Annotated in this window: 4 protein-coding genes; 3 read left to right on the top strand and 1 reads right to left on the bottom strand. The window is 41.3% G+C overall.

Annotated elements, in window-relative coordinates; all coding sequences use genetic code 11:
• Both WC222_06115 and WC222_06110 read left to right on the top strand, forming a co-directional pair.
• Positions 1-5,212: Calx-beta domain-containing protein (locus WC222_06115; GenBank protein MFA6915953.1), on the top strand; the 5,212-nt coding region annotated here is incomplete at its 5' end.
• A 258-nt stretch (positions 5,213-5,470) separates the two neighbouring features.
• A complete protein-coding gene (locus WC222_06110; GenBank protein MFA6915952.1) occupies positions 5,471-17,983 on the top strand; it encodes a Calx-beta domain-containing protein in 12,513 nt (4,170 codons plus the stop codon).
• Between the two features lie 105 nt (positions 17,984-18,088).
• Here the strand turns inward: WC222_06110 and WC222_06105 are convergent, their stop codons facing one another.
• Positions 18,089-18,505, bottom strand: coding sequence for an acyl-CoA thioesterase (locus WC222_06105; GenBank protein MFA6915951.1), 417 nt, complete (start codon positions 18,503-18,505; stop codon positions 18,089-18,091).
• 219 nt (positions 18,506-18,724) lie between these two features.
• On the opposite strand from WC222_06105, the gene WC222_06100 reads away from it, so the two are divergent.
• Positions 18,725-26,737 (top strand): hypothetical protein, encoded by an 8,013-nt coding sequence (locus WC222_06100; GenBank protein ID MFA6915950.1) that lies wholly within the window; start codon positions 18,725-18,727, stop codon positions 26,735-26,737.
• Positions 26,738-26,818 lie beyond the last annotated feature (81 nt).

Here is a 26,818-nt window from a genome sequence, read left to right as displayed (position 1 = left end):
CACAGGTCAAGATGATGCCATTGTTGACGGAAACATCTCCTATACAATTCAAACAACTTCTACTTCCACAGATGTCAATTTTGAGGGTCTAACAAGCACATCGACCCCATTAACAAACTTGGATAACGATGTCGCCAATATCAGTATCAATGATGTTTCAGTTGTTGAAGGTAATAATGGAACAACCACACTGGTCTTCACTGTCAGCTTAAGTACCAGCAGCACTTCTCCTATCACAGTAGACTACAGTACAGCTAACGGCTCAGCTACTACAGGAGACAACGATTACACTGCTATCGCTAACACATTGACCTTCTTAGCGGGCGAAACCTCTAAAACAGTGACTGTAACTATTAACGGCGATAATTATTTTGAAAATAGTGAGACCTTAACTGTAAATCTTTCCAATGCTGTCGGCGGAACAATCACCGATTCTTCTGGAACAGGCACGATCACTAATGATGATGCAGCTCCTTCTATTATTATCGTTCCAACAACCGCTGATGTAACTACTTCCGAAGGTGGCGACACTACTACTTTTGATATTACATTAAGCAGCGCCCCACGCGATCCTGTTACTGTCACTATCGTAACTAGTGATCCTACGGAAGGTACTCCAAGTACAACCACTTTAACATTTGATAGCAGCAACTGGAACATCCCTCAAACTGTAACGATCACAGGTCAGGATGATGCGATTGTTGATGGCAACATCTCCTACACCATTCAAACAACCTCCACTTCATCCGATACGAACTTTAATGGTTTAACAAGTACATCAACACCATTGACTAACTTGGATAACGATGTCGTCAATATCAGTATCAATGATGTTTCAGTCGTGGAAGGTAATAATGGAACAACCACACTTGTCTTCACAGTCAGCTTAAGCAATGTTAGTACATCTACCGTCACTGTAAATTACACCACTGCAGACGACACGGCGACTACAGGAGACAACGATTATACTGCTATTGCGAATACATTGACCTTTTTAGCAGGTGAAACTTCCAAAACGGTGACTGTAACTATCAATGGCGATAATTATTTTGAAAATAGTGAGACCTTAACGGTAAACCTTTCCAACGCTGTCGGAGGAACAATCACTGATGCTTCAGGAACAGGCACCATCACCAATGATGATGCCGCACCTTCGATCAACATTGTTCCAACAACCGCTGATGTAACTACTTCCGAAGGTGGCGACACTACTACTTTTGATATTACATTAAGCAGCGCCCCACGCGATCCTGTCACTGTCACTATTGTGACCAGCGATCCAACCGAAGGCACTCCAGGTACAACCACCTTAACATTTGATAGCAGCAACTGGAACATCCCTCAAACTGTAACAATTACAGGTCAGGACGATGCGATTGTCGATGGCAACATCTCCTACACCATTCAAACAACCTCCACTTCATCCGATACGAACTTTAATGGTTTAATAAGCACATCAACACCATTGACTAACTTGGATAACGATGTCGCCAATATCAGTATCAATGATGTTTCAGTCGTAGAAGGTAATAATGGAACAACCACACTAGTCTTTACAGTCAGCTTGAGCACCAGCAGCACTTCTCCTATCACAGTAGACTATAGCACCGCTAACGGCTCAGCCACTACAGGAGACAACGATTACACTGCTATTGCGAACACATTGACCTTTTTAGCAGGCGAAACCTCCAAAATGGTCACTGTAACTATCCACGGCGATAATTATTTCGAAAATAATGAGACCTTAACGGTAAACCTTGCCAACGCTGTCGGCGGAACAATCACTGATGCTTCAGGAACAGGCACCATCACTAATGATGATGCCGCACCTTCGATTATCATCGTTCCAACAACTGCTGATGTAACTACTTCCGAAGGTAGCGACACTACTACTTTTGATATCACGCTAAGCAGCGCCCCACGCGATCCTGTCACTGTCACTATCGTAACTAGTGATCCTACGGAAGGTACTCCAAGTACAACCACTTTAACATTTGATAGCAGCAACTGGGACATCCCTCAAACTGTAACAATTACAGGTCAGGATGATGCAATTGTTGACGGAAACATCTCCTATACAATCCAAACAACCTCCACTTCATCCGATACCAACTTTAATGGTTTAACAAGTACATCAACACCATTGACTAACTTGGATAACGATGTCGCCAATATCAGCATCAATGACGTCTCAGTCGTGGAAGGTAATAATGGAACAACCACACTTGTCTTCACAGTCAGCTTGAGCAATGTTAGCACATCTACCGTCACTGTAAATTACACCACTGCGGACGGTACGGCGACTACAGGAGATAATGACTACACAGCAATTGCGAACACATTGACCTTCTTAGCAGGTGAAACCTCTAAAACAGTGACTGTAACTATTAATGGCGATAATTATTTCGAAAATGATGAGACGTTAACTGTAAACCTTTCCAATGCAATTGGTGGAACAATTACGGATGCTTCCGGTTTAGGTACTATCACAAACGATGAAGCTGCGGGTGCCTTGATTATTACATCTACAGATTCAACAACTTCTGAAAGCGGCGGAACTGGCTCATTCACTGTTGAATTGCCAAATGCTCCACGTAGCCCAGTCACTATTACCTTTACTTCAACAGATCCAACCGAAGGTACAGTGACCAATACGACTTTAGTCTTTGACGATTCAAATTGGAACATTCCACAAACTGTTACAGTACAGGGATTGGATGATTCCGTCATCGATGGAACTGTGAGCTATCAAATTACCGGTACTGTTTCTTCTTCTGATCCTAACTACAATGGTCAAATCACCACTCCGGTCATTTTCCAAAACACCGATAACGATGTGCCTAATATTAGCATCAGCGATGTCACTGTGACTGAAGGAAATAGCGGCTCAACTACCATGACCTTTACAGTCACCTTAGATACAGCAGGTCTATCCACTGTTACTGTAGATTACCAGACCCTGAATGGCACAGCAACAACAACCGATAATGATTATACCGGCATTCCTTTGTCAACTTTACAATTTTTAGCAGGGGAAACTACTAAGCAAATTACTGTCACGATCCATGGAGATAACTTCTTCGAGAATAACGAAAACTTATCCCTTGTTCTTTCTAATGCAGTCGGTGGCGTTATCCTTGATAATAGCGGATTAGGTACCATTAATAATGATGATGCTGTAGGAGGCCTCATTCTTATTGGGCCTCCAGCAGATACAACAACAGGTGAAAATGGAGACCAAGGTTCTTTCACTGTAGCACTCACAAGCGCACCTCGTGATACGGTTACTGTTACCTTTACGTCTTCTGACCCAGGCGAAGGTACTCCTGTTCTCACTACAATAACATTTAACAGCACTAACTGGAATATTCCTCAGACCGTATTAATAAACGGTGTAGATGATACGATTGTCGATGGTAACATTGCATACAGTATTTTATCCCAGATCACTTCTAACGACGCTAACTTCAATAATACGCTTTTTGCACCTATCAACTTTACCAATGCAGACAATGATGTTTCTACAATCGGTGTGTCAGATATCACGATTGTTGAAAATGGCAATGGTACAACCACAGGTACATTTGTTGTCACCTTAAGCAATTCTAACAGCAGTATTGTCACTGTAAACTACAATGTGAATGATAATACAGCGACACTCTCCGATAGTGATTATCAACCTGTTGCTCCCGGAGTATTGATCTTCGCGCCAGGAGAAACCTCCAAAACTGTGACCGTTGTCATTAATGGCGATTATTACTATGAAAGCAACGAAACGATGACACTGACCTTGACTAACGCATTAAATAGCATTTTAGGCGACGATACTGCAATTGCTACCATTATTAACGACGATGCGGTCCCTGATGTTATTGTTACACCGATTGATACAGTCATTAACCCTGACAGTCCTGAGGGTATGGTTATACTTACAATTACAAGCAAGCCAAGAGATCCTGTTACAGTCTATTTAAATACAACTGACCCCACTCAAGGCATACCTCAAGTCGATAGTGTCATTTTTGATGATACAAACTGGCAAGATCCTATCTATGTTACTATTCTAGGTAATGGCACCCAGACAGATACAGATAGTACTAGAACATTCAATATTACAACGACAGTTGTATCCAGCGATCCATTCTATGGCCAGTTACCTCCAGATGAAATTCCATTTTTGAATGTTAGTCCCGGCATACCCACTGAGCCTACACAGACTATTGTAGCTACCCCCCCAAGTCCAAGTACAGATGTTGACTTCTCATCTCTCATGGATAGAAACAACATCAATCATCTTGGAAACAATAAAGTTATTTCATTCGATAGCTTAGTCTATAGCTCATTAGACGCAGATCTTAGCAAGAGGTATGATTTCTTTAGTTTAGACAACTCAACTTATGAGTTTTATGGATTTAGAGATATTAATGATCTAGAAAGAGGGTACTTATTTGATAGATCAGAAAATGATACAATAGCTCCACTTTGGGGAATAGATGGCACTCAAGGAAGGTTATTCGCCTTCAAAGATCCAAATAACCTAATGGGGTCGTATATTAGCTATGGCGATTTATACTATGATGATCCAAAAGAGGGTGTAATCAAAGTGGGCGGTAATATCTCCTCTTTTGCTATCGATGGGGATAATATAGCCTATATCGTTATCAATGGTGATGTAGGCACTGAAGAAGGATCAGTTTTAGCGAAAATCGATTTGAATAACTTATCTAAAGAGAGTAATCAAATCACTATAGTCGGCGCAATCAACGGCAAGGCTATTACCGGAATAGCCTTCGATAAGGAAAGCGGCTATCTCTACGGTATTGAGCGCCAAGCGGGAGCGGATGTACTAAAAATTTACAATAGAGATAATGGTTATAGCATTGAGATTGGTACGTTGAGAGATAAAAACAATGTCAATTTCCGCGCCGATGACCTAAAATTTGATACTGACGGTGAACTGTATGCTACCGGTCCTGATGAACAGTTATTCTTTATTAACCGTGCCAGTGGCACTGCAGTACCTGTCCAAGATCAAGGAAATGCACATCGCACTACAGCCTTAGCTTGGGATAAGAGTAACGATGTATTTATGGTTGTCGGAGATGATTCTGTCTCATACTATCATAATTCAGCTTTGAATCATGAAGTGGAATTCAATCCTAAGGCATTAGGTCTGCAATCTATAGATGGTTTGAACTTCATTAACAATTAATTTTGAATTAGAAGAGAATGATTCGTTATTCTCTTCTTTTTTATCTTGCATTGTCAATGCCAACTATTTTTTATTCTGTAATGTTTTCCACTTTATATTATAGTTATTTGTATATAAGTAACTTATTGTTATATGTTTATATCTTTAATAATTATAAACGTTTTTTATATACTATATTAAAATTTCTAAAAAAAGATTATAATTAACATGAATAGTAGTAAGTTTTATTAGTGTAATAGCCTTTAGTAGGTGGTTGATATGAAACAATATAACTTTTCACCCCTTGAAGAGAGAATAGTTTTGGACGCTGCAGTGGGCGCCGCAATGGCAGCTGATCTCTCTCAACAATCAAGTAGTGATGGTGGGGCTCCTTCTACTACGACGACATCTACGACCACCGAAGTACATACAACGACAGATTCTGGTCCGGACGCCAGTCACCAAACCAATGACCAGGCTGCATCGACTGCGACTACTCAAGCTAATGATTCTTCACATTCTGCAGACAGTTCCATTGATCCAATGGCTCCTCATACTGATCCATTACAACCTACTTCCAATCCACTTAAAATATTAGTTGTTGATAGTACAGTCAATAATTATACCCAGTTAGTTAATAGTACCAATTCTGATGTGAAAGTTGTCCTTTACGATTCTAAAACGACGACAATGGATGGACTACTTGCCAAAATCAAAGATGCTTTAGGGGGAAAACAAGCGGATTCTATCGCTTTTGCTATGGAAGGACAGGATAATTATATTAAAGTTGCCTCTGATTCTACAGTCACCCAAGACACCATTAATACAAATAGTATCCAATCATTCTTTCATGATTTAGGAAGCTTAATCAAAGAGGGTGGAAGACTGGATTTATTGACCTGTAACTTAACTCAATATTCCACTCAGTTAGTAGACACTATTGATAATCTTTTGGATAGTGATGGACATGCAGTTAGCGTAGCAGCTTCAGACGACGTAACAGGAAATAGTTTTGTAGGGGCAGATTGGACTCTGGAAAGAGGAAATGTCGATGCCTTGCAATACTTCAATTCCAATATTTCAAATTGGGATGGCTACTTAGCCACATTCATCGTAACAAACACCAATGATTCGGGGGCGGGATCTTTACGTACAGCGCTTACTAATGCCAACAGTACGGTAGGTGCCGACACCATCACTTTTAATATCGCAGGCGCCGGAACTAAAACCATCAATTTACTTTCTTCTTTATCTATCACTGATTCAGTAAATATTAACGCAACAAGTCAACCCGGATATGCAGGCAACCCTCTTATCGAGTTGAATGGTAATAATGGCTTTACTACCCGCGCCTTTGATATTTCTTCCCCCAGCGGAACAACTGTGACGATATCAGGTTTCAGTATTGGCGGCTTCGGAGGGGATGCAATTTTTAGCAACTCAGTTGTTCGTACTGTAAACATTACTGATAACTATATAGGACTAACTGCAGCAGGGGTCGCTAGACCTAATGGTATATCAGGCATTAGTTTGGCCGGCGGTACTATTGATATTTCCGACAATGTTATTTCAGGTAACTTGGGGATGGGGGTTTATATATACAATAATGCTGCAAGCATCACTATAGCCGATAACTTAATAGGTACAAATGTTGCTGGCACAGCTGCTTTAGGAGAGTATCAAGGATTTGCAGGGGTTAGGATTAGAACAGGAAATGCAGATAACAATCTGGTGATTTCAGGTAACACTATTTCTGGAAATGGCAACGGGATTGTTTTTGAAAGCACCCAAACACAAAATTTCCTTGTGACAGGCAACAGAATTGGTATGTCGTCTACGGGTAGTACGGTGATTGGAAACTGGGGCTCAGGAATAATTTTCGGAAGTCCTAACTCTCCTATTACTGAATTTCCCGACGGTACAACAGGCGTTATAAGTAATAATACTATTGTAGGGCATGGAGATTATGGAATTTGGTTCACTGAAGACGGCCTGGATTCCTTAGTAGAGCTTACTCAGAATAAGATCTTCTCTAATGGTAGTTTAGGAATTGAAATGGGTGCTGCCGGGCCTAATGCAAATGATGGACTAGATGCTGATACAGGGAATAATAATAATCAAAATATTGCCAATCTAGTGATTTCAACACCTAATTCAGGTGGCACCTACGGTGTGGGAGGTACATTAAATAGCGCTGCTAACCATACGTATCGTATTGAATTTTTTGGAAATGGAAATAATGATGGATTTGGATATGGGGAAGGACAAAACTATTTAGGATTTGTCAATGTCACCACTAACGGTAGCGGTTTCGTTAACATCCCTACGCAGACATTCAACTCTTCTTTAGGTGTATGGGTTAGTGCTACAGTAACAGACATTACGGCTGCCCAACATTTTACTTCCGAATTTAGCCGCTCCGTTAACATCAATCCAAATGTTCTATTTATAAGCGATGGTGTTTTTTCAGAGCCTGCAACCGGCACAGTAAATGGAACAATCCTTCTGACATTAAGTTCTGCCGCTACGACTGCAATCACGGTAAACCTTACCGCTCTTAATGGTACAGCAGTCGCAGCAGATTATGCCTTATTAACGAATAGTGTGACATTTGCTGTAGGCGAGATCCTAAAATTAATCAGTGTGCAGATCAAGGCTGATTCATTGAATGAAGCTTTGGAAAATTTTACTGTGACGGCAACTACTGGCGCTGCAGGCATTACCATTAATGGTGGAAGCGCTACTGTATCTATCATAGATAACTTTAATTCAGGAGTAATTTCACCTTTTGCTTTGCGCTATAGTGCTATAGCTAAAGGTGATATGACCGCTATCGGAAATGTAAACATGGCGCCTTATGACGACACACAGGCAGCAAACCTTGCAAATATTAACAATGTCGTTCCTCAGGTGTATGTGGATGCGGATTCAAACACCAATACCTTTAACTCTTCTTCAGCAGTGCTGTCTGTTGGTTCTGGATCTAGTATTCTTTTTGCGGGTTTATATTGGTCAGGTTATCAAGATGGTGATCATACTCAGGGAGCATTACCGAATGTAGATTCCACCGCCATAGGAGAAGTCCTATTCAAAACACCCACCGGTACTTATGTCACTGTCAACGCTTCTACATTGCGCATCGATTATCATAGTATCTTTGGTGGATCTGCTTATTCAGCTTTTGCTGACGTTACAAGTTTGGTTAGCGGGGCGACAGGGGGTAGCGGAACATATTTTGTCGGTAATATACAAACAACTCCCGGTTACTCTGTTGTCGGTACAACAGGCAACTGGTCGCTCTTAGTGGTTTATGGTAATTCCGCCCAACCTACACGAAGTTTTTCTGTATTTGATGGGCTCGCCTTTGCCGGCGGTCTAGGACCTGTGAGCATCCCTATCGCCGGATTTAAAACCCCCACAGTAGGCTCTATAGATGCGGATTTGATCATTTCTGCACAAGATGGCGAGGGGGCCGTTGATTCTGTAAGAATTAATTCAACGAGCAGCGTTACAGGAACTGTAGTCTCGGATGCTTCTGCCCCTGACGGTGATATTTTAAATTCTAGGATTACTTTTCATGGAGTGGATGTCACAAACCGTAATCCAAATGCAATAAACACCTATGGCTTTGACTTAAGAACTGTGGATGTCAGCAGTTATTTAACGAATGGACAGACCAGCACCAACTTTTTCGTTGATCCAGGTGCAGATAACCTATACATGAATTTGCTTGCTTTCTCCACCACACTATATTCTGCGGATTTGACTGTGACCGGAACTGCTACAGACGTTAATGGCGGCTCACTTCAAGCGGGTGATGTCGTGCAGTATGCATTCACTGTCACTAACGTCGGTCAGGATAATGCGATCCAGTCGATTTTAAGGGATGTAATGCCCAATTTCACAACCTATGTTGCAGGATCTTTAGTTGTTGTTTCGGGAGCTAACACCGGAGCTAAGACAGATGCGACAGGCGATGATACAGCCTTCTTTGATGTAGCCAATAACCGCGTTGTCTTTAACTTAGGTACCGGCGCTACTACTACCGTCGGTGGTAGCCTAGCTCCAGGTGCCACTACTGTAATACGATTCCGTGTAACAGTGGATGCTGATGCTCCTCACCTTGGTGTCATTCAAGATACCGCAACTGTCAACTATAAAACACAGGACATCAATGCTGCGTTGGTGGATTCGGGCTCAGTATCAATCACCCCCAATAATATTCCTGATATTTCCATAAATAATGTAACGGTAACAGAAGGGGACGCAGGTACAGCAGTAGCAACATTTACAATCACATTAAGCAACGCCAGTACGCAGAATATTACTGTTAATTATGCGACAGCTAATAGCACTGCAACAACGGCGGATGGGGATTATACTGCTATCGGATCGACTTTGCTGACCTTTACTGCTGGCCAAACGAGCAAAACAATTACAGTCAATATCAACGGAGATAATTTCTTTGAAAGTAGTGAAACCTTTAATGTCGTTCTTACAACTCCCGTAAACGCCACCATTGCTGACGGCACCGGAGTCGTGACCATCACAAATGATGATGCTGCACCAGCTCTTATTATTACACCTGTCGACTCAGTGACCGCGGAAGCAGGAAATACCGGTACATTTACCGTAAAATTATCTAGCGCACCGAGAAGTACTGTGACCATTAACTTTACTTCATCAGATGCAGGTGAAGGTACTCCCGGTGGTTCAGTTACATTTGATTCTACTAACTGGGATACCCCCCAGACTATTACCGTCACAGGTGTTAATGACGCTATTGTAGACGGTACTATTGCCTATAATATTAATTTAGCAACGACATCCATAGACGCTGCTTACAGTGGTTTAACCGGTTCTGTTGCCATGACAAACCTTGACAATGATGTCGCTAATATTTCAATCAGCGACGTTACTGTAACAGAAGGAGATTCAGGCACAACGACTGCCACTTTTACAGTTACATTAAGCAATGCTAGCACGTCCGCTGTGACTGTCAACTATGCGACATCGAATGTTACTGCAACGACTGCAGATGCTGACTATGTAGCTATAGGTTCTACCGTGTTGACTTTTGCTGCAGGTCAGACAACCAGAACGATTACAGTCAATGTCAATGGTGACAATTTCTTTGAAACAAACGAAACATTCAACGTCTTGCTTTCAAGTGCTGCAGGTGGAACAATCACAGACGCAACGGGTGTAGGTACCATTGCTAATGATGATGCTGCCCCCTCTATTATTATTACACCTATTGATAACACAACCTCTGAAGCAGGCGCTACAGGATCCTTTAGTGTGTCATTAGCCAGTGCACCACGCGCTAACGTTACAGTAAGTTTCACTTCTACAAATACTAGCGAAGGCACACCTGCTGTCACTTCAATCACATTTACATCAGCTAACTGGGACGTGCCGCAGACTGTTACAATCAATGGCGTTAATGACAATATTGTAGACGGTACAGTGGGTTATAGCATTAATGTAACAACGGCCTCTACTGATACCGGTTACAACAGCTTGACAGTAGCATCACAGGCGTTTACAAATGCAGACAACGATGTAGCAAATATTACGATCAATGATGTCACTATAACAGAAGGAAATTCCGGCACCGCGACAGCAACATTTACAGTCACATTAAGCAATTCCAGCACATCTAATGTCACCGTTAACTATTCTACTTCTGATAGTAGCGCAACTACAGCTGACGCAGACTATGTAGCAGTGGGCTCCACTTTATTGACGTTCACTGCCGGTCAAACATCCAAGACAATTACAGTCACAATCAATGGCGATAATTTCTTTGAAGGGAATGAGGCATTCAGTGTTTTACTCGCCGATGCCGTGGGTGGTACAATCACCGACGGAACAGGTATTGGCACCATTACTAATGATGATGCAGCGCCTTCTTTAATCATTACACCTGTTGATTCAGTCACTTCTGAAGGTGGAAATACAGGTAACTTTACAGTTAGACTTTCTAGTGCTCCAAGAGCAGATGTCACAGTGACTTTCGGTTCAAGTGATACAACAGAAGGCGCCGCCGGCAGTTCTATTACCTTTACGTCTGCCAACTGGAATACACCTCAAACAGTGACCATTAACGGTGTAGATGACATTATTGTCGATGGCACCATTGCCTATAACATCTCTGCAAATTCAGCTTCTTCCGATACAGATTACAATGGATTGACGGGTTCAGTAGCCTTCACTAACCTTGACAATGACGTCGCTAATATCAGCATCAATGATGTAACAATCACAGAAGGTAATTCCGGTACCGTCACAGCGACATTTACAGTTAGCTTAAGCAATGCCAGTACTTCAACAGTGACCGTCAACTATGCAACAGCTAACGATACAGCAACAACAGCCGATGCAGACTATGTTGCAATCGGTGCGACACCTTTGACCTTTACAGCCGGTCAAACAACAAAAACAATTACAGTCACCATCAATGGAGACAACTTCTTCGAAGGTAATGAAGCTTTTAATGTGTTATTGTCCGGTGCAGTGGGTGGTACAATTACCGATGGCTTAGGCATAGGTACCATTACTAATGATGATGCTGCTCCTACTGTTGTCATCACACCTGTTGATACTACAACAACGGAAGCCGGCGGTACAGGTTCTTTCACTGTATCACTTTCTAGTGCACCCCGTGCGAATGTTACAGTAAACTTTGTTTCTACGGATACTTCAGAAGGCGTCCCCGCAGTGACTTCGATTACATTTAATTCAACTAACTGGAATACACCTCAGACAGTAACAATCAATGGCGTAGACGATGCCATCGTTGACGGTACCATTGCTTATAATATCACTATGACTACTACCTCTACAGATGCTAATTTTAACAACTTAGCTGTAACGCCATTGGGCTTTACTAATGCTGACAATGATACAGCAAACATTACCATTAATGATGTGACTTTAACAGAAGGCAGTAGCGGCACCAAAAACTTCACTTTCACTGTGAATTTAAGCAATGCTTCTACTTCTACAGTCAGCGTCAGCTACCAAACAAATGATGGTACTGCAACTACCGCTGATGGCGACTATGTTGCGATCCCATTATCCTTGCTCACTTTTACAGCAGGCCAAACTTCTAAAACAATTACTGTAGTTGTCAATGGTGACAATTATAATGAGAGCACTGAAAACTTCACCGTCACATTATCCAGCGCAGTCAACGGAACCATTACGGATGCTTCCGGTACCGGCACAATCACCAATGATGATGCAGCCCCTTCAATTATAGTAACTCCTGTTGATTCCACAACTTCAGAATCAGGCGCTACAGGCAACTTTAATGTGAGATTATCTAGCGCCCCACGCAGCCCTGTCACTATTACACTTTCTTCTACCAATACTGCAGAAGGTATTCCTAATACCGTTACTCTTACTTTCAACGATACAAACTGGAATGTAAACCAGAATGTCGTCATTACAGGACAGGATGATGCTCCTGCTAATGTTGTCGACGGTAGTGTCGCTTATACAATTACAGGAACTGTTGCTTCATCTGATGCAAACTTCAATGCTCTAGCCTTCACTCCTGTCAATATGACTAATGCTGACAATGACTCAGCCAACTTTGTCATCAGCAATGCGACGGTTTCTGAAGGTACTGGTGGTTCAACGATCATGACTTTTACTGTTTCGTTGAGTACTCCTGTTGGAGGTACAGTCACTGTTGATTATCATACAGTCGATGGAACAGCTTCAGCTCTCGTCGGCGAGTTTGATTATAGTATGATTCCTAATGCCACATTACAGTTTTTAGCAGGGGAAACTTCAAAAAATATTTCGGTTACCATCACACCTGATGGCTTTCTTGAAAATGACGAAACCTTTAGTGTTGTGCTGACTAATGCCACTGGCGGGGCAACTATCGGCGTAGACACAGGTATAGGAACTATTATCAATGATGATAATACCGTGCCTGCAGTGTATATTGTTCCTTCAGCAGGCGGAGATACCACAACCTCAGAATCAGGCGACACAGCTAGTTTTGACGTTACCTTAAGCAGCGCGCCACATGACTTTACGACTGTTACCATTACAACAAGCGATTCGACAGAAGGCGTTTCCAATATCATTACGTTAATCTTCCATGAAGATAACTGGAACATCCCACAAACAATTGTGATCACAGGTCAGGATGACAATATTGTGGATGGAAACATATCTTATACAATCGAGACCTCCACTTCATCTGCAGACCCTACCTTTAATGGCTTATTAAATTCATCTACCCCCTTGACAAACTTAGACAATGATGTCGCCAATATTACGATTAATGATGTTTCTGTCGTTGAAGGTAATAATGGAACAACAACAATGTTGTTTACAGTGTCCCTAAGCAATGCCAGCACTTCAAATATCACTGTCGATTATAATACAGCTAACGGTACTGCAACCACAGGGGACAATGACTATAATGCTTCACCTTTAAACACTTTGACATTCCTTGCAGGTCAAACAACACAAACAATTTCTGTAACTGTCAATGGTGATAATTATTTCGAAGGCAATGAAACTTTCGCAATTAATTTATCCAATGCTGTAGGCGGCGCTATTACAGATGGCAGCGGTACAGGTACTATCGTTAATGACGATGCGACAGGTCCTGGCGGCCCAGGAGCTTTGATCATTGTCCCTGGTGGTGATGGTTCTACAGTGACTACAACAGAAGCCGGCGGTACAGGTACATTTACTGTTGCTCTTACAAGTGCGCCACGTAGCCCAGTGACTGTTACATTTACTACGACAGATCCTACCGAAGGAACTGTCATTACGGCACCTATCGTTTTTGATGAGACTAACTGGAATATCCCACAAACAGTGACAGTTCAAGGTGCGGATGACGCTACTGTAGATGGACCCATTGCATATTTAGTAACAGGTACTGTCTCTTCAAGCGATCCCATCTATAATGGTCAGGTCACTACTCCTGTCAACTTTCAAAATACTGACAATGATATTGCCAGCATCAATATTGACAATGTTACCGTCACTGAAAGTAATAGCGGCACTACGAATATGACATTCACCGTCACATTAAGTAATGTCAGCACCTCTACAATCACAGTAGATTACAACACATTAAACGGTAGCGCTACTACTGCTGACGGTGACTACACCAATATTCCTCTAACAACGTTGCAGTTCTTGGCAGGTGAAACAACTAAAACTATTACTGTTGCTATTACAGGTGATAACTTCTATGAAGGGGATGAAAGCCTTTCAGTTATCCTTTCTAACGCTTCAGGCGGAACAATAGTATCAGGTACGGGTATTGGAACAATATTCAATGATGATGCTGCACCATCAGTCAATATCGTTCCTTCAGCCGGTGGCGGTGGAGATACCACAACTACTGAAGGCGGTGACACATCTACTTTCGACATTACTTTAACTAGCGCACCACGCAGCCCAGTTACAGTCACTATCACTACTAGCGACCCTACAGAAGGAACTCCTAATGTCACTACTTTGACATTTGATTCAACCAACTGGGATATTCCTCAAACAATCACCATCACAGGCCAAGATGACAATATTGTCGACGGGAATATCACTTATACAATAGATACGACTTCGTCATCAGCAGATACAAACTTCAACGGATTGTTAGACTCTTCCACAGCACTTACTAACCTAGATAATGACGTCGCTAATATTACAATTAGCGACGTCACTGTTGTTGAAGGTAATAGCGGTACCACAACAATGTTGTTTACTGTCAGCTTGAGCAATGCAAGTACATCGACTATTACTGTAGATTACAATACAACTAACGGCACTGCGACAATGGGAGATAATGACTATAATGGAGTGTCATTGAACACACTTACTTTCTTAGCAGGACAAACCACTAAAACGATTGCTATCCTAGTGAATGGCGACAACTATTTTGAAGGAAATGAAACCTTCACCGTTAACCTCTCTAATGCTGTGGGCGGAACCATTACTGATGGTAGCGGATTGGGAACAATAACAAATGACGATGCCACAGGCCCCGGCGGTCCAGGTGCAGTTATCATCGTTCCCGGCGGCACAGGTTCAACTGTTACAACTTCTGAAGATGGTACAACAGGAACATTTACAGTATCGTTGACAAGCGCACCACGCAGCCCAGTCACGATAACCTTTACTTCTACAGATCCCACTGAAGGAACTGTCATTACTACAACAGTTGTTTTTGATGATACCAACTGGGATACTCCACAAACTGTCACCGTTCAAGGTTTAGAGGATGGCGTTGTGGATGGAACAATCCCTTACCAAGTCACAGGAACCGTCACATCTGCTGACCCTGATTTCAATGGCCAAATCACAACACCAGTTAATTTTGAAAATACAGACAATGACATTGCAAATATCACTATCAATAACGTCACAGTTACAGAAAGTAATAGCGGTACGACAAGCATGACCTTTACAGTCACATTAAGCAACGCAAGCACATCCACCGTAAGTGTTGACTACCAAACTTTGGATGGAACTGCAACTACAGCAGATGGTGACTACATAGGAATTCCATTAACAACATTGCAATTCTTAGCAGGTGAGACTACAAAACAAATCACAGTGACTATCCAAGGCGATAACTTTTTGGAAGGTAATGAGAATCTATCAGTAGTCCTTACTAATGCTGTTGGCGGTACAATTCTGACGGATGCCGGTCAAGGTACAATAAGCAATGACGATGCAACCGGCGGTGTCATTATCGTTCCTCCTCCAGTCGATGCAACGACAGGTGAAGACGGAAGTACCGGTTCTTTCACAGTGACCTTATCTAGCGCTCCACGCGATACAGTTACTCTAACATTTACATCCACAGATCCTACTGAAGGTGTACCTTCTGTAACTACCATTACCTTTGACAGCACTAACTGGAACGTCGCTCAGACTATCCTAGTGAATGGCATAGATGATAATATCGTCGACGGCGATATTGTTTATAGCATATTGACCCAACTTTCTTCTAATGATCCTAACTTTAACGACGTTTCATTCCCTGCATTGAACTTCACAAACGTAGATAACGACGTTGCCGGCCTCAGCGTTTCAGATATGGTTGTTGTTGAAAATGATAATGGTACGACTACAGGGACCTTCACAATTAACTTAAGTAATCCTAGTTTGACAACTGTTACAGTGGACTATAGTTTGCTAGATGGTACAGGAACATTGGTTGATAGTGATTATCAGCCTTTGGCTCCCGGCTCGTTAATATTCGCCCCAGGTGAAAACACTAAAACCGTGACTGTTATCATCAATGGTGACTATTACTATGAGTCTAATGAGACAGTTATCCTCAAACTCAATAACGCTGTCAATGGTGTTCTAGTGGATGATACAGGAGTTGGCAGTATCATAAATGATGATGCCACACCTCAAATCATTATTACACCTATTGATACAGTCACAAATCCTGATAATCCTACCGGATCTATCATGATTACAGTACCAAGTAAACCTAGAGAACCTATTACCGTTTACCTCGAGTCAACAAATCCTAGTGAAGGTACCCCAGATCAACCATTTATAGTTATAGATGAAACCAACTGGCAGAATCCTATCATTGTAACAATTACCGGTAATGGTAATTCCTCACCTACGGGTGGACCTACAGGCTTCTCAATCATTGCAACTCCTGTATCAAACGATCCATTCTTTGGAGCACTCCCACCTACTGAGACCACATTCGTCAATGTCAGACCTTCTGATCCTGTTGCTCCAGTCGATCCAGGTCCAACTATTGTTGCCACACCTCCACGTGATCACACTATCATTCAAGAGATGACAGGTAACGATCATGATAATGGCAAGGTCATCTCATTCGATACCTTAAGAGCAGGTTACAGTGGTATGTACGGGTTGGATTCACTCAAAAATAGATTTGACTTTGAAGGCCTTGATAGCAATACCTATGAGTTTTACGGCATAAGAAACTTGAGCTCTCTTGAAAATGGATACCTCTTTGATAGCGCATCTAAACTTGCTAAGGAAAATGAAAATTCCATGATTGCTCCTTTATGGGGCATAGATGGTACCGAAGGCAGACTGTTTGCATTTAAAGAACCAAATAACCTGATGGGTTCTTATATCAGCTATGGCGACCTATATTATGATGATCCTAATCAAGGAGCCATTAAATTAGGCGGCCATATCTCATCCTTTGCCATCGATAGAGACAATATTGCCTACATGGTCATTAACGGAGATGTCGGCGGTATAAAAGGCCCAGTCTTAGCGAAGGTTGACTTGAATACACTTTCTAAAGATAGCAACAACATCCAAATCGTTGGAACTATTAATGGTAAAGCTATCACAGGTATAGCCTTTGATAAAGCGAGCGGATACCTCTATGGTATTGAGCGTCAAAACGGTGCTGATGTCCTTAAAATCTATAACAAAGAAAACGGTTATAGCATCGAAATAGGCGCACTAAAAGATAAAAACAATGTTAACTTCCGTGCTGAGGACTTGAAATTTGATGAAGATGGTGAGCTATATGCTACCGGTCCTAATGAAAAACTATTCTTCATCAACCGTTCTAGTGGAAAAGCAACACCAGTAGAGGGGCAAGCTCATGAAGCGAATCCTTCTGCCTTAGCATGGGATAACAGCCAAAAAATGTTCATGGTTGTAGGGGATGATTCAGTCTCTTACTACCAACATAAGGTCTTCAACCACGAAGCAAAAATAGATGCTAAAGCGCTAGGCATAAGCTCTATTGATGGTCTGAACTTTATTGACACTTCTAAAAATTAATCAGTCTTTGGAAAGAAGAAAGAAAAACCTTCTTCTTCTTTCCTTTTTTATCCTCGACAAATTGAGGGTCTCGAAACTTGGCAGTTAGGAAAAGTTACTTATAACTTAAATATTATAGCCAATAGCGTTAAGCCATTCTTCCGTAGGAAGGATGAGCCTTCTTTCACCTAAATCAAAAAGACCCGTTGTGTAATCTGCTGTGCAGCAAACATCATCACCGCGCATCATGCGCTGATGAATTTTACCGATCTTCTTTTCATAGGAAAGAAACTGAGATTCGATAACGATAAGTTCTCTGAGGTGTATTTCTTTATGGTAGCGGACATGAATGTCCAATATCACAGGTCCTTTTCCTGTTTCCTTGATCTTATCCAATCCATACCCGCCATCAGTGATAATTTGCCAGCGGGCTTCTTCAAAAAGGGTTAAATAAACTGTATTATTGACATGTCCATACACGTCCAAGTTAGCCTCTTTAATGATCAACGAATAAGTATATTTTTTTGCGGGTTTTTCAATCATGATTCTGTCTATTCAATCCTGCCGTAGATTGCTCATCATAATTGACACGGATTAAAGCGCAAGTGGGGGCAGAGATTTCAGAAGATAAATCTACAAATCTAGTTTAATTGGCTATAATTTCTAGTTAAAAACTAATAATATATAGTTGCTATTTAGTAAAATTTAAGCTATACTTAAAAAATATTTTATTTTATTTATCTTAATACTGTTTTTTATCATATGCCAAATATAGATATTTCCTGTTTAAAAAATGCTTGGTTAAACCGAGATTTAAAGCTTATTCCAAAAGAAAACCGCATCGTCCGTTTTTTTAAATTTCTTCTAGAGAAAATTGGTTTCGATTTCTACAGCCATATTAACGCTAAAAATGTAGTTAGTTCTGTGAAGCAGAACTATATCAGTAATTTCTTTGTAGAATGTAAAAATAAACTTCATTCCTTTTCCGTCACGAAAGATGTGCTGGATGCTTTCCATGTTGCAACCGGGTCCAAGCATAAAGAAATACCCGCTCTTTTAAGTGAGATTGAGTCATTTAGAACTTTCGTTTTACCCGCGATGATTTTTACTAATAACTTTTCAGAAGCAGCAATGCAGCATAAACAGGAACAAGATACCGTTTCTGCCTATCTAACAGCCTGGGTGGACTTTTTAAAAGGAGTTCAAAATGCAGAAAATAAAATCACTTCTATTCAAGAATTGCTTCAGAATAAACTTACCGATACAAACGATCTGAAAAGACATATCAAAGCCCTCTTCAAAAATGAATACCCTTCTTTGGCTCTACAATTTGAATATTTCCTAATCAGGCGGGTACTCAACCAACATATCGTCCTTGAAACAGAAGGATTTAACCTATGGATGCGGAATTGTCTTCTACACCTTATTGAAAAGGCTAAAAAGGCTCACAATGCAGAAATTATTATATTTTGTGAAAATCATTTGCGCATTTTATTGAAATCCAAAACCCCCGAAGCTTTAGTAGAAGAGCAAAGTGCATCATCTGCTCCCCAAAAGCTCTTTGATTTACCCACAATCGCGTTAAATACGCTACCTCTTCTGACTATACCTCCTGCGAAGAAAAAGACTGTTGAAGTAGTACATGCACCACCTTTACCCTATTTTAAAGATAAGGATGAGGCAGATATTGAATCTCGAATAAAGATGTGGGAAGGATATATCAACCATCTGAAAGAAACTGAGCAATTCGCTCTATTGGACAAGGAACTACTTCGCTTTAGTGAGAGATTGCGTCTGGATGCCACTCAGACTTACTTAGATACTTTAAGCGAAGAGGACTTAGAGAAGTGGGTGGTACGTTATCTTGAAGTGATTAGGCAAATTGCATCCAACTATTACCGTCTGCAACGATATCCAATGCCTTCCGGGAATGTAGTCGCCTTGACCGAGATGCTTGTAATGGAAGCTTATGTATTGAATAAGTTAAATATTCATTCAGTCCGAGTCACACCTAGGCTTGATGAGTATTTCTCGCTAGGACATCTTCAAGCACGATTTATACGTGCAAGACAGCAGTTATATAATATTCAGCAAAAAGGTTTAAAATACAATTATGAGAAATGGGAACATTCTAGACAGTATGGAATGGAAGCCGCAGTATTATATGAAATCGCTTTACATGAAGGAACCGTGCTATTACTGCAGGAACACAACCCTAGCTATATAGGGGGAAATCCTTCGGATTCAACACTTCATCAGTATTCTCAAAAACAGTATCGTGAAGAAAGGAAGAGTGTACGTGAGAAACTCCTCTTATTTCAGGGAGATTTACGTATTAGTTCTGCGTGTACAGATATATACGAAAGATGTCGAGCTATTGAACCTATCGGCTTACTTTACAAGAATTATGGAGATTGTTTAGTACGTTTATCTCTAGGGTATATGTCTTCATATATAGATTCTCCTTTATCCAATTATCAAGAGCAGTTCGAAGTTATCAATGAAGAGTTAATAAGGAATTATATCTGCAGCTCTGAAGTGAATATGAGGGGTGGAGATTATGTATTTAATGTCGGACACTATACGGGAGGATGCCCCACCCAAGATATGGTGTATGATGATAAGCTGACATTCAAAGGCCTGACTGTCAATACAAGTCAATCTTTACAGCTAATGCGGACAAACAAACGTTCTGTTCTCAATACCTATATAACATTTTCACAAGAACCGCATTTAATAGCTGATAAATCATGGCAAAGAGTGTTCCTCATGCAGACCACTAATGCTGAGGGATTGTATTATCATTTAACAGATGACCCACAATCTCTATTTGAAATAGTCCATCACATAGATAAATTGGATCAGGCACAGAAAAAAAATATTTTCCCGATCACTTTTTGGGCCCCTTACTTATCCTCTTGTGCTTATGTAGCAGCGACAATAAAAAACCTTGATGCAGCCCAAATGAATCGATTGAAGCGCCTTTATGAAGGCACTTTCGCAAGATTGAAATCACAGCTTAAGGATGCTTTAGAGAATCAGCCTCTGAGTACCTCCACATTAGAGCTGATGCAGGCGGTCCTCTTGTGTGAAGCGACTTATGCTAAGCAGAAACGGAGCGATGCTGAAATCCATGATCTATTTAAGCTATATTTCACCTATACAAACAAATTCAAAAATGATTTCTGTGAAAATCAAGTTAAAATCGATCTGCTGATCAATGAGATATACCCTACAATTGATAGACTATGCAAAAACAATCCCTCGCGCATCGATGATATTATCTCCTTCTGTTTCGTGCTTCCGGACAGGCCCCGTAAATGGAAACAGACCGCTTCTTGCGTTTTTGAATCTCCAACATTAACATTGAATTTACGTTTGGGTACTGCAGAAAGACCAGCGGAAATGACTTTTTCTATCCCTACACGTTATCGCCATTATCTAAAGGGATTCGTGGATGAAGCTAAGCTAAAGGAAAAACATAAAGGGGAGCTACTTACCGATGGGACAGTATCCTACTTCCATGTGAAGATAGGAGATGTGAAGATTTGGATCCCACTCTCTTCAGATCTGGATCTATTCTATATGGAAACACCCCTTCCAAATTTACTGGGAACTTATAAGTTAGAAAGCAGTCTTGCAAGAAAAGCCGTTGATAATCTTCCTCAGGATATGCTGAAGTGCCGGTGTATGGTATCTGAAGATAAAAAAACAGCCCTTTTCCTCAACGAGAAGGGGGAGACCCGTTACCAGGCAGAATTAGATCTCCAACCGGATAATAAGATAAAATTCAAACGTATCTCCCAGTGCTATTTATCCGATGCTCCACAAGATTTAATCTTTGACGTTCCTGCAGAAATCCTGAAGAAGCTTGGGCGTCTGTCCGCTCCGAATGACTTAATCTTTTTAGGCACAGGGGGGAGGCTCGAAGTTGTTATCGATTCTTCCACCGGATTGAGTTACATATGGAATCCTAGTACAAATATTCTCTCTTGCAAAAATTTTGACGGTTTCCAACTCAACGATGCTAAAATCGATGGATTCTTGAATAGAGCCCTCTACTATTCAGACACCGCTCATGAGAGAACGATTAACTACTTTCAACCTACATTTAATGACTATCTTTTATTGACTCATGATAATTTCTATCCTCAACTGATATTAAAGCATCAGCAATATGAACAACGTTTAGGGAAAACTAACTCTAAGTTAGAAAAAGTGAAAACAGACACTATTTCCAGCACTATCCATATGTTCGAGATCGATCCTGAAAAAGGACTTTGTTCAGAAAACCCCGCTGACCATTACTATTTGGCGTATGTATTGCTCACCCAAGGCAGATATGTCGAAGCTAAAAAAGCACTGAAAGAAGGATACTTACGTACCCAGAATTTAGATGTGCAGTCGAAGGAAGTCTTTACTTGGATGAAAGAGTGGAAAGACATCCATCCTAACGCAAAAGCTTTGAAAGCATACGTGTACCTTCTGGAACAAGAAATCCACGAACAACAAATTTTACCTAGCGCTTCTGTTAGATGCGCAGATAATAATTTGGAACCACTCTTAGATGCTTTTATGAAATATAAAAAGATTGCGGACTGTGCCGATAGCCAAATGGACCTACCGGAAGAGCTTTGTGAACGAGTGCGTTTTTATGCTCTGCGCTGCCCTAGCTGGAGCCTTACAAAAGGGAACGATTTATTAACGTCAGAAGATTGGGCTTATTACAAAAGTAGGGGTATTGAAAGTTCTAAAAAGCTTACCGACGATGATGCAACAGCTTTGTTAGAACATGCTTTAAAACTTGAAATTAAAGCTATAGAGAAGGCTGTCAGTATTCAAAAGGAACCTTTATCTACTGAACTGAAGGATTATCAGAACCCCATAGAAGGCGCGCTTTTTGCGGGTATTGATGTCCACGCGTGGCTTGAGAAATCTGAGTCGATCAAATTCGACCCCAAACCTGTGCGTGAGCTAGCAGATGGTTTAAAGTCGTATTATGATAATAAAGACAGCTACGAAAGCGAGCTGGCATCAGAACTGATTGAAGAACTCGAAGGTCATCTTTCAACCGCCGCACTGAATGAATCAAAGGTCATAGGTAAAAATGTTAACTTTGATGAAATTGCTCAAACCTTTTCTAAGTGGAAAGCAGGCCTTCAAAAGGACTACTGCGCTATTAAGGAATCCATTGTGGCAAATTTTAACTTGAAGCACAGTGATTCATCGCTTATCCATGAAGTTAAAGGTCAGATAGAGCATGCAGAAGATCTGTTCAAAGAGGGGAAGCAAGCCGTCAATCAAGAGGAATGGAATCGTTTTGTCCAACGTGCGGATTTAACCCAGGGGCAGTCTGAACGAGTGCAGCTAGCCTATAAAGAGTATTTAGAGCTTCGTACGCAATACCTCCAAGCAGAGAAGATCATTCAACTAGCTTTGAAGTGTAAGACCAAACCCGAAGGATCATTCGACCATCAACTCCTCGCCCTAAGACTGCAAGCAAAACGACCCTACTGCTCAAAAACACATCCTTTGGCAAAAATCCTACTCCTCATCGATGAAGAGCAGAAGATCATTCAAGCCCCTTCCCAGTTTAAGCATTACATGGATATGCTTACTCACCCTAGCTCATTCAAGCAAGAACGTTGGGGAGGAGGAAAAACGACCGTTATCCGTAATATCATTCTGCGTGCAAGAGCTAATGGCTACTTTATGGCCGGCGTTCTAACCCACGCTCCTTTAGTCAGGCCGCACCATCGCCTGTTAAAGCAAGCTACTGCTGCCTACGGCCATATGGCATATCTGGATGGCTTTTCACGCGATGTCCAGCTAGACCTGGTGACAATCTATCGTGAACACCGTAAATACCTTTCCCTTATAAAAAATAGGGGACGCATAGACCAAACAATGCACTCATTCCTAAGTTTACAGCATGCCCATACACTATTAGTTTTGGATGCTGATAGTAAGAGTGAAAAAGAATTTGAACAAATACGTGCCCTCACAGCATACCGAACAATAATAAAAGAAAGACATGTTACCGGCAGTGATGAATTGGATCAGGTAGGGAACTCTCAACAATACCATAACTTTGCAAACGGCAGGGATATTAAGCTGCAAAGCTCCGTCTATCTTCCCGGATTGAATTGTATGCGACTCATTTTAACGCATAAAGACCTAGCCAAGTACAAATCCTATTATGTCTTGAAAAAGCCCAAGGACATGAATGAGGTGCAAAGGAAAGAGTTCCTTAAGGATTTTGCACGGGTGATTTGCGAATCCCTGGCTTGTCATGACCTTGATCAAGACCTTTTACAAGGCTACCTCAGAGGAGCCAAAAAACAAAAAATCATCGACTTTTTTGATCAAAAAATTATAGGACATCCAAAAGCCGATCAAATTATGGAATACCATATTTTCCTATCGCAAATCATTAATCATACCTATGACCGTGATCAGGGGGTTAAATTTATCCGTTCCGAAGACGGCATTCATACTAAACCTTGTTTTTACGCTTCAAAACCTAATGAAAATGGGGAAACAGCTTCCCTTGAAATGACCGTTTGGGATACCTGCGTAGACTATATGCGTAATAAAGCCTACATCCAAGCGATGCCGGGTTATGTCAATTATTGGAAGAAAAAAGTCCAAGACGAACTCCTCAAGAGTGAACAAAGTGAATTAAGTTCTGTCGAGGAAACCCCTTCTGCTAAAGAATTTTTCAATCGCTTTGGTTTAGCACTCTCTACGATAACCGAGAAAGATTTCCCGGTAATACTGAGCGCAGTCAATAGTCATGAGGAATGGCTGATAGAAGTGATCACCTTTGTGAATTTTGAAAACTATTTTTATAAACCCAAGCGTATTGAAGGCAATGCAGTTTTAGCTTCTTTCAGCATGAAGGAACTATGGGGATCCTCAGGTAATACAGAGAGCGCACGCTCCTTACCGTCTTTAGTTCAACGTCATCCTGAACTTTTACGCCAAAAAGGGGCTTCCGGCTTCGTTTTCGCTAATTTTGCTTTAGATCTTGCAAAACATCCGGTTGAAACATTCGACTACACTGTTCCTTTTGACTCTTTCCTTGCAAGTAGGCTGACCCCGGGAAGCGCCTTTGTTGACGTAGGCCCTTACTTCGATGGGAAGACTAACCTAGCTATAGCGAAAGGATTATCACCCTACCTTCCCGAAGAGCGTATAGTGCGTTTTCAAGGCGAAGAAGATAAGGTTTTGCTGCTAAATCATGAGAGTAAACTAAGAGATGACTCGGAATATACGGACCTTCTAACTACCAACACCATCTTCTCCTTAAAAGATACACGCGGAACAAATATCTCACTCTTATCCAACCGTGTAAATAAGATGGGCTTATCTTCCGACACGGATGTCACTAATTTTGGACAAGCGGGAATGCGCGATAGAAAGTGGGGGCAAGGATCAAGCTATCATTTTATCCAAGACGAAGGCTTGCAAGCGAAAGTCCAAGATGAGAAGAAATTCAAAGGCATTCCATTAGCCGCACGCTATGTGATCGTGATGATTGAAAACGAAGTGGCAAAACAAAAAAAGCTCGTTTTCGCCACACATAAGCAAAGTATCCAAGCCTTAAGTTTTGTAGCGCTAATCAGGGCTTTAGACGCGTCCATAGAAAATCAAAAACAATATTTCGAAATCCGTGATGCCGCTTTAGCAGTCTACTCTGAGTGGCTGGAAAAATCTTGTCATGCCCCCCTAATTAAACGTGCACGGCCGAATAAAAAAATCAAAGGACGTAAAACCTTGCTCAAAGCTGCTAAGGCTGAATGCCTACGCCTGGAAAGACTGCTTCCTTCACTTCAAGGCACCCCGGCGAACATTGTCAAAGACGCCATTAAATTACTTCAAGATGATGACCGCATCGAGCAGCAAAAATACCTTTTAGATTTTACAGACGGAACGGAAGATGACGAAAATGTAGCTTCCATAGAGATTGCAAAAGATACTGAAGCTGATGCAGATGGAGAAGTGGATGTTGACCTGGATCTAGATCAATCGATTGATGTGGATTCAAGTATTAGTAAAACTGTAGACGAAACAGGCTTTGAAGAAGACAAAAGGCGTAAGAGGAAAATCGGAAGAGCGGTAAACCCTTGGATAACAACTAACTCTGGAATATCTACATTAGATTCAATGATAAGCGGATTTAATAAAAATTATTCGCACCAACTTTATCACTTTAAGGATAGAAAACGAATGATCGGCTTATCTTTTGTGAAGCAGTTTGATGAATTCGATCGTGTTTATGGTACTCTTCCTATCCGTATCACACATGACTTTGCCGCTATGACACGTAAGAATAGCTGTCAAAATTGGATGCATGGCGTTGTAAACCAACACGCCCTTCTTTTTCATGAAGTTATCTTTATGAAAGAGGTAGCAACAGGAGAATGCAGGACTTTAATGGGATCTTATTCTGATATGCAACGATATAGTGTAGTGCAAGAGAAAACCAACGGCAAAATTGTGTGCGTACATTATAACCTATATAGCACCACCCCTCTTGAAGAATATGGTGTAGCTCCAGAAAATTTCGATCAATTTAGAACCGAAACCGCACTTGCAAAGCTTGCATTTGGTCTTGCACCTCTATCCCAGAGTGATAGGGGGATCATTGCCGCCTGGTTGAATGCTCAACCTAACAAGCAAAAACTCATATCCTATTTTAGATCCTATTGCGGAAATCTTGTGAACAACCAACATACTATTGATCTACTTGAACTAATGAACACTCTTTAGAGGAATCCATAAGATTGGCCTAGCCCGCGACTCAACCGCAAGGACAAGTCGTCGCACTCTTATACTAAGAACAAGGTTCAG

This window comes from Parachlamydiales bacterium, assembly GCA_041671045.1.
Classification (GTDB): Bacteria; Chlamydiota; Chlamydiia; order Chlamydiales; family JABDDJ01; genus JABDDJ01.
This window is presented reverse-complemented; position numbering and strand designations above follow the sequence as displayed.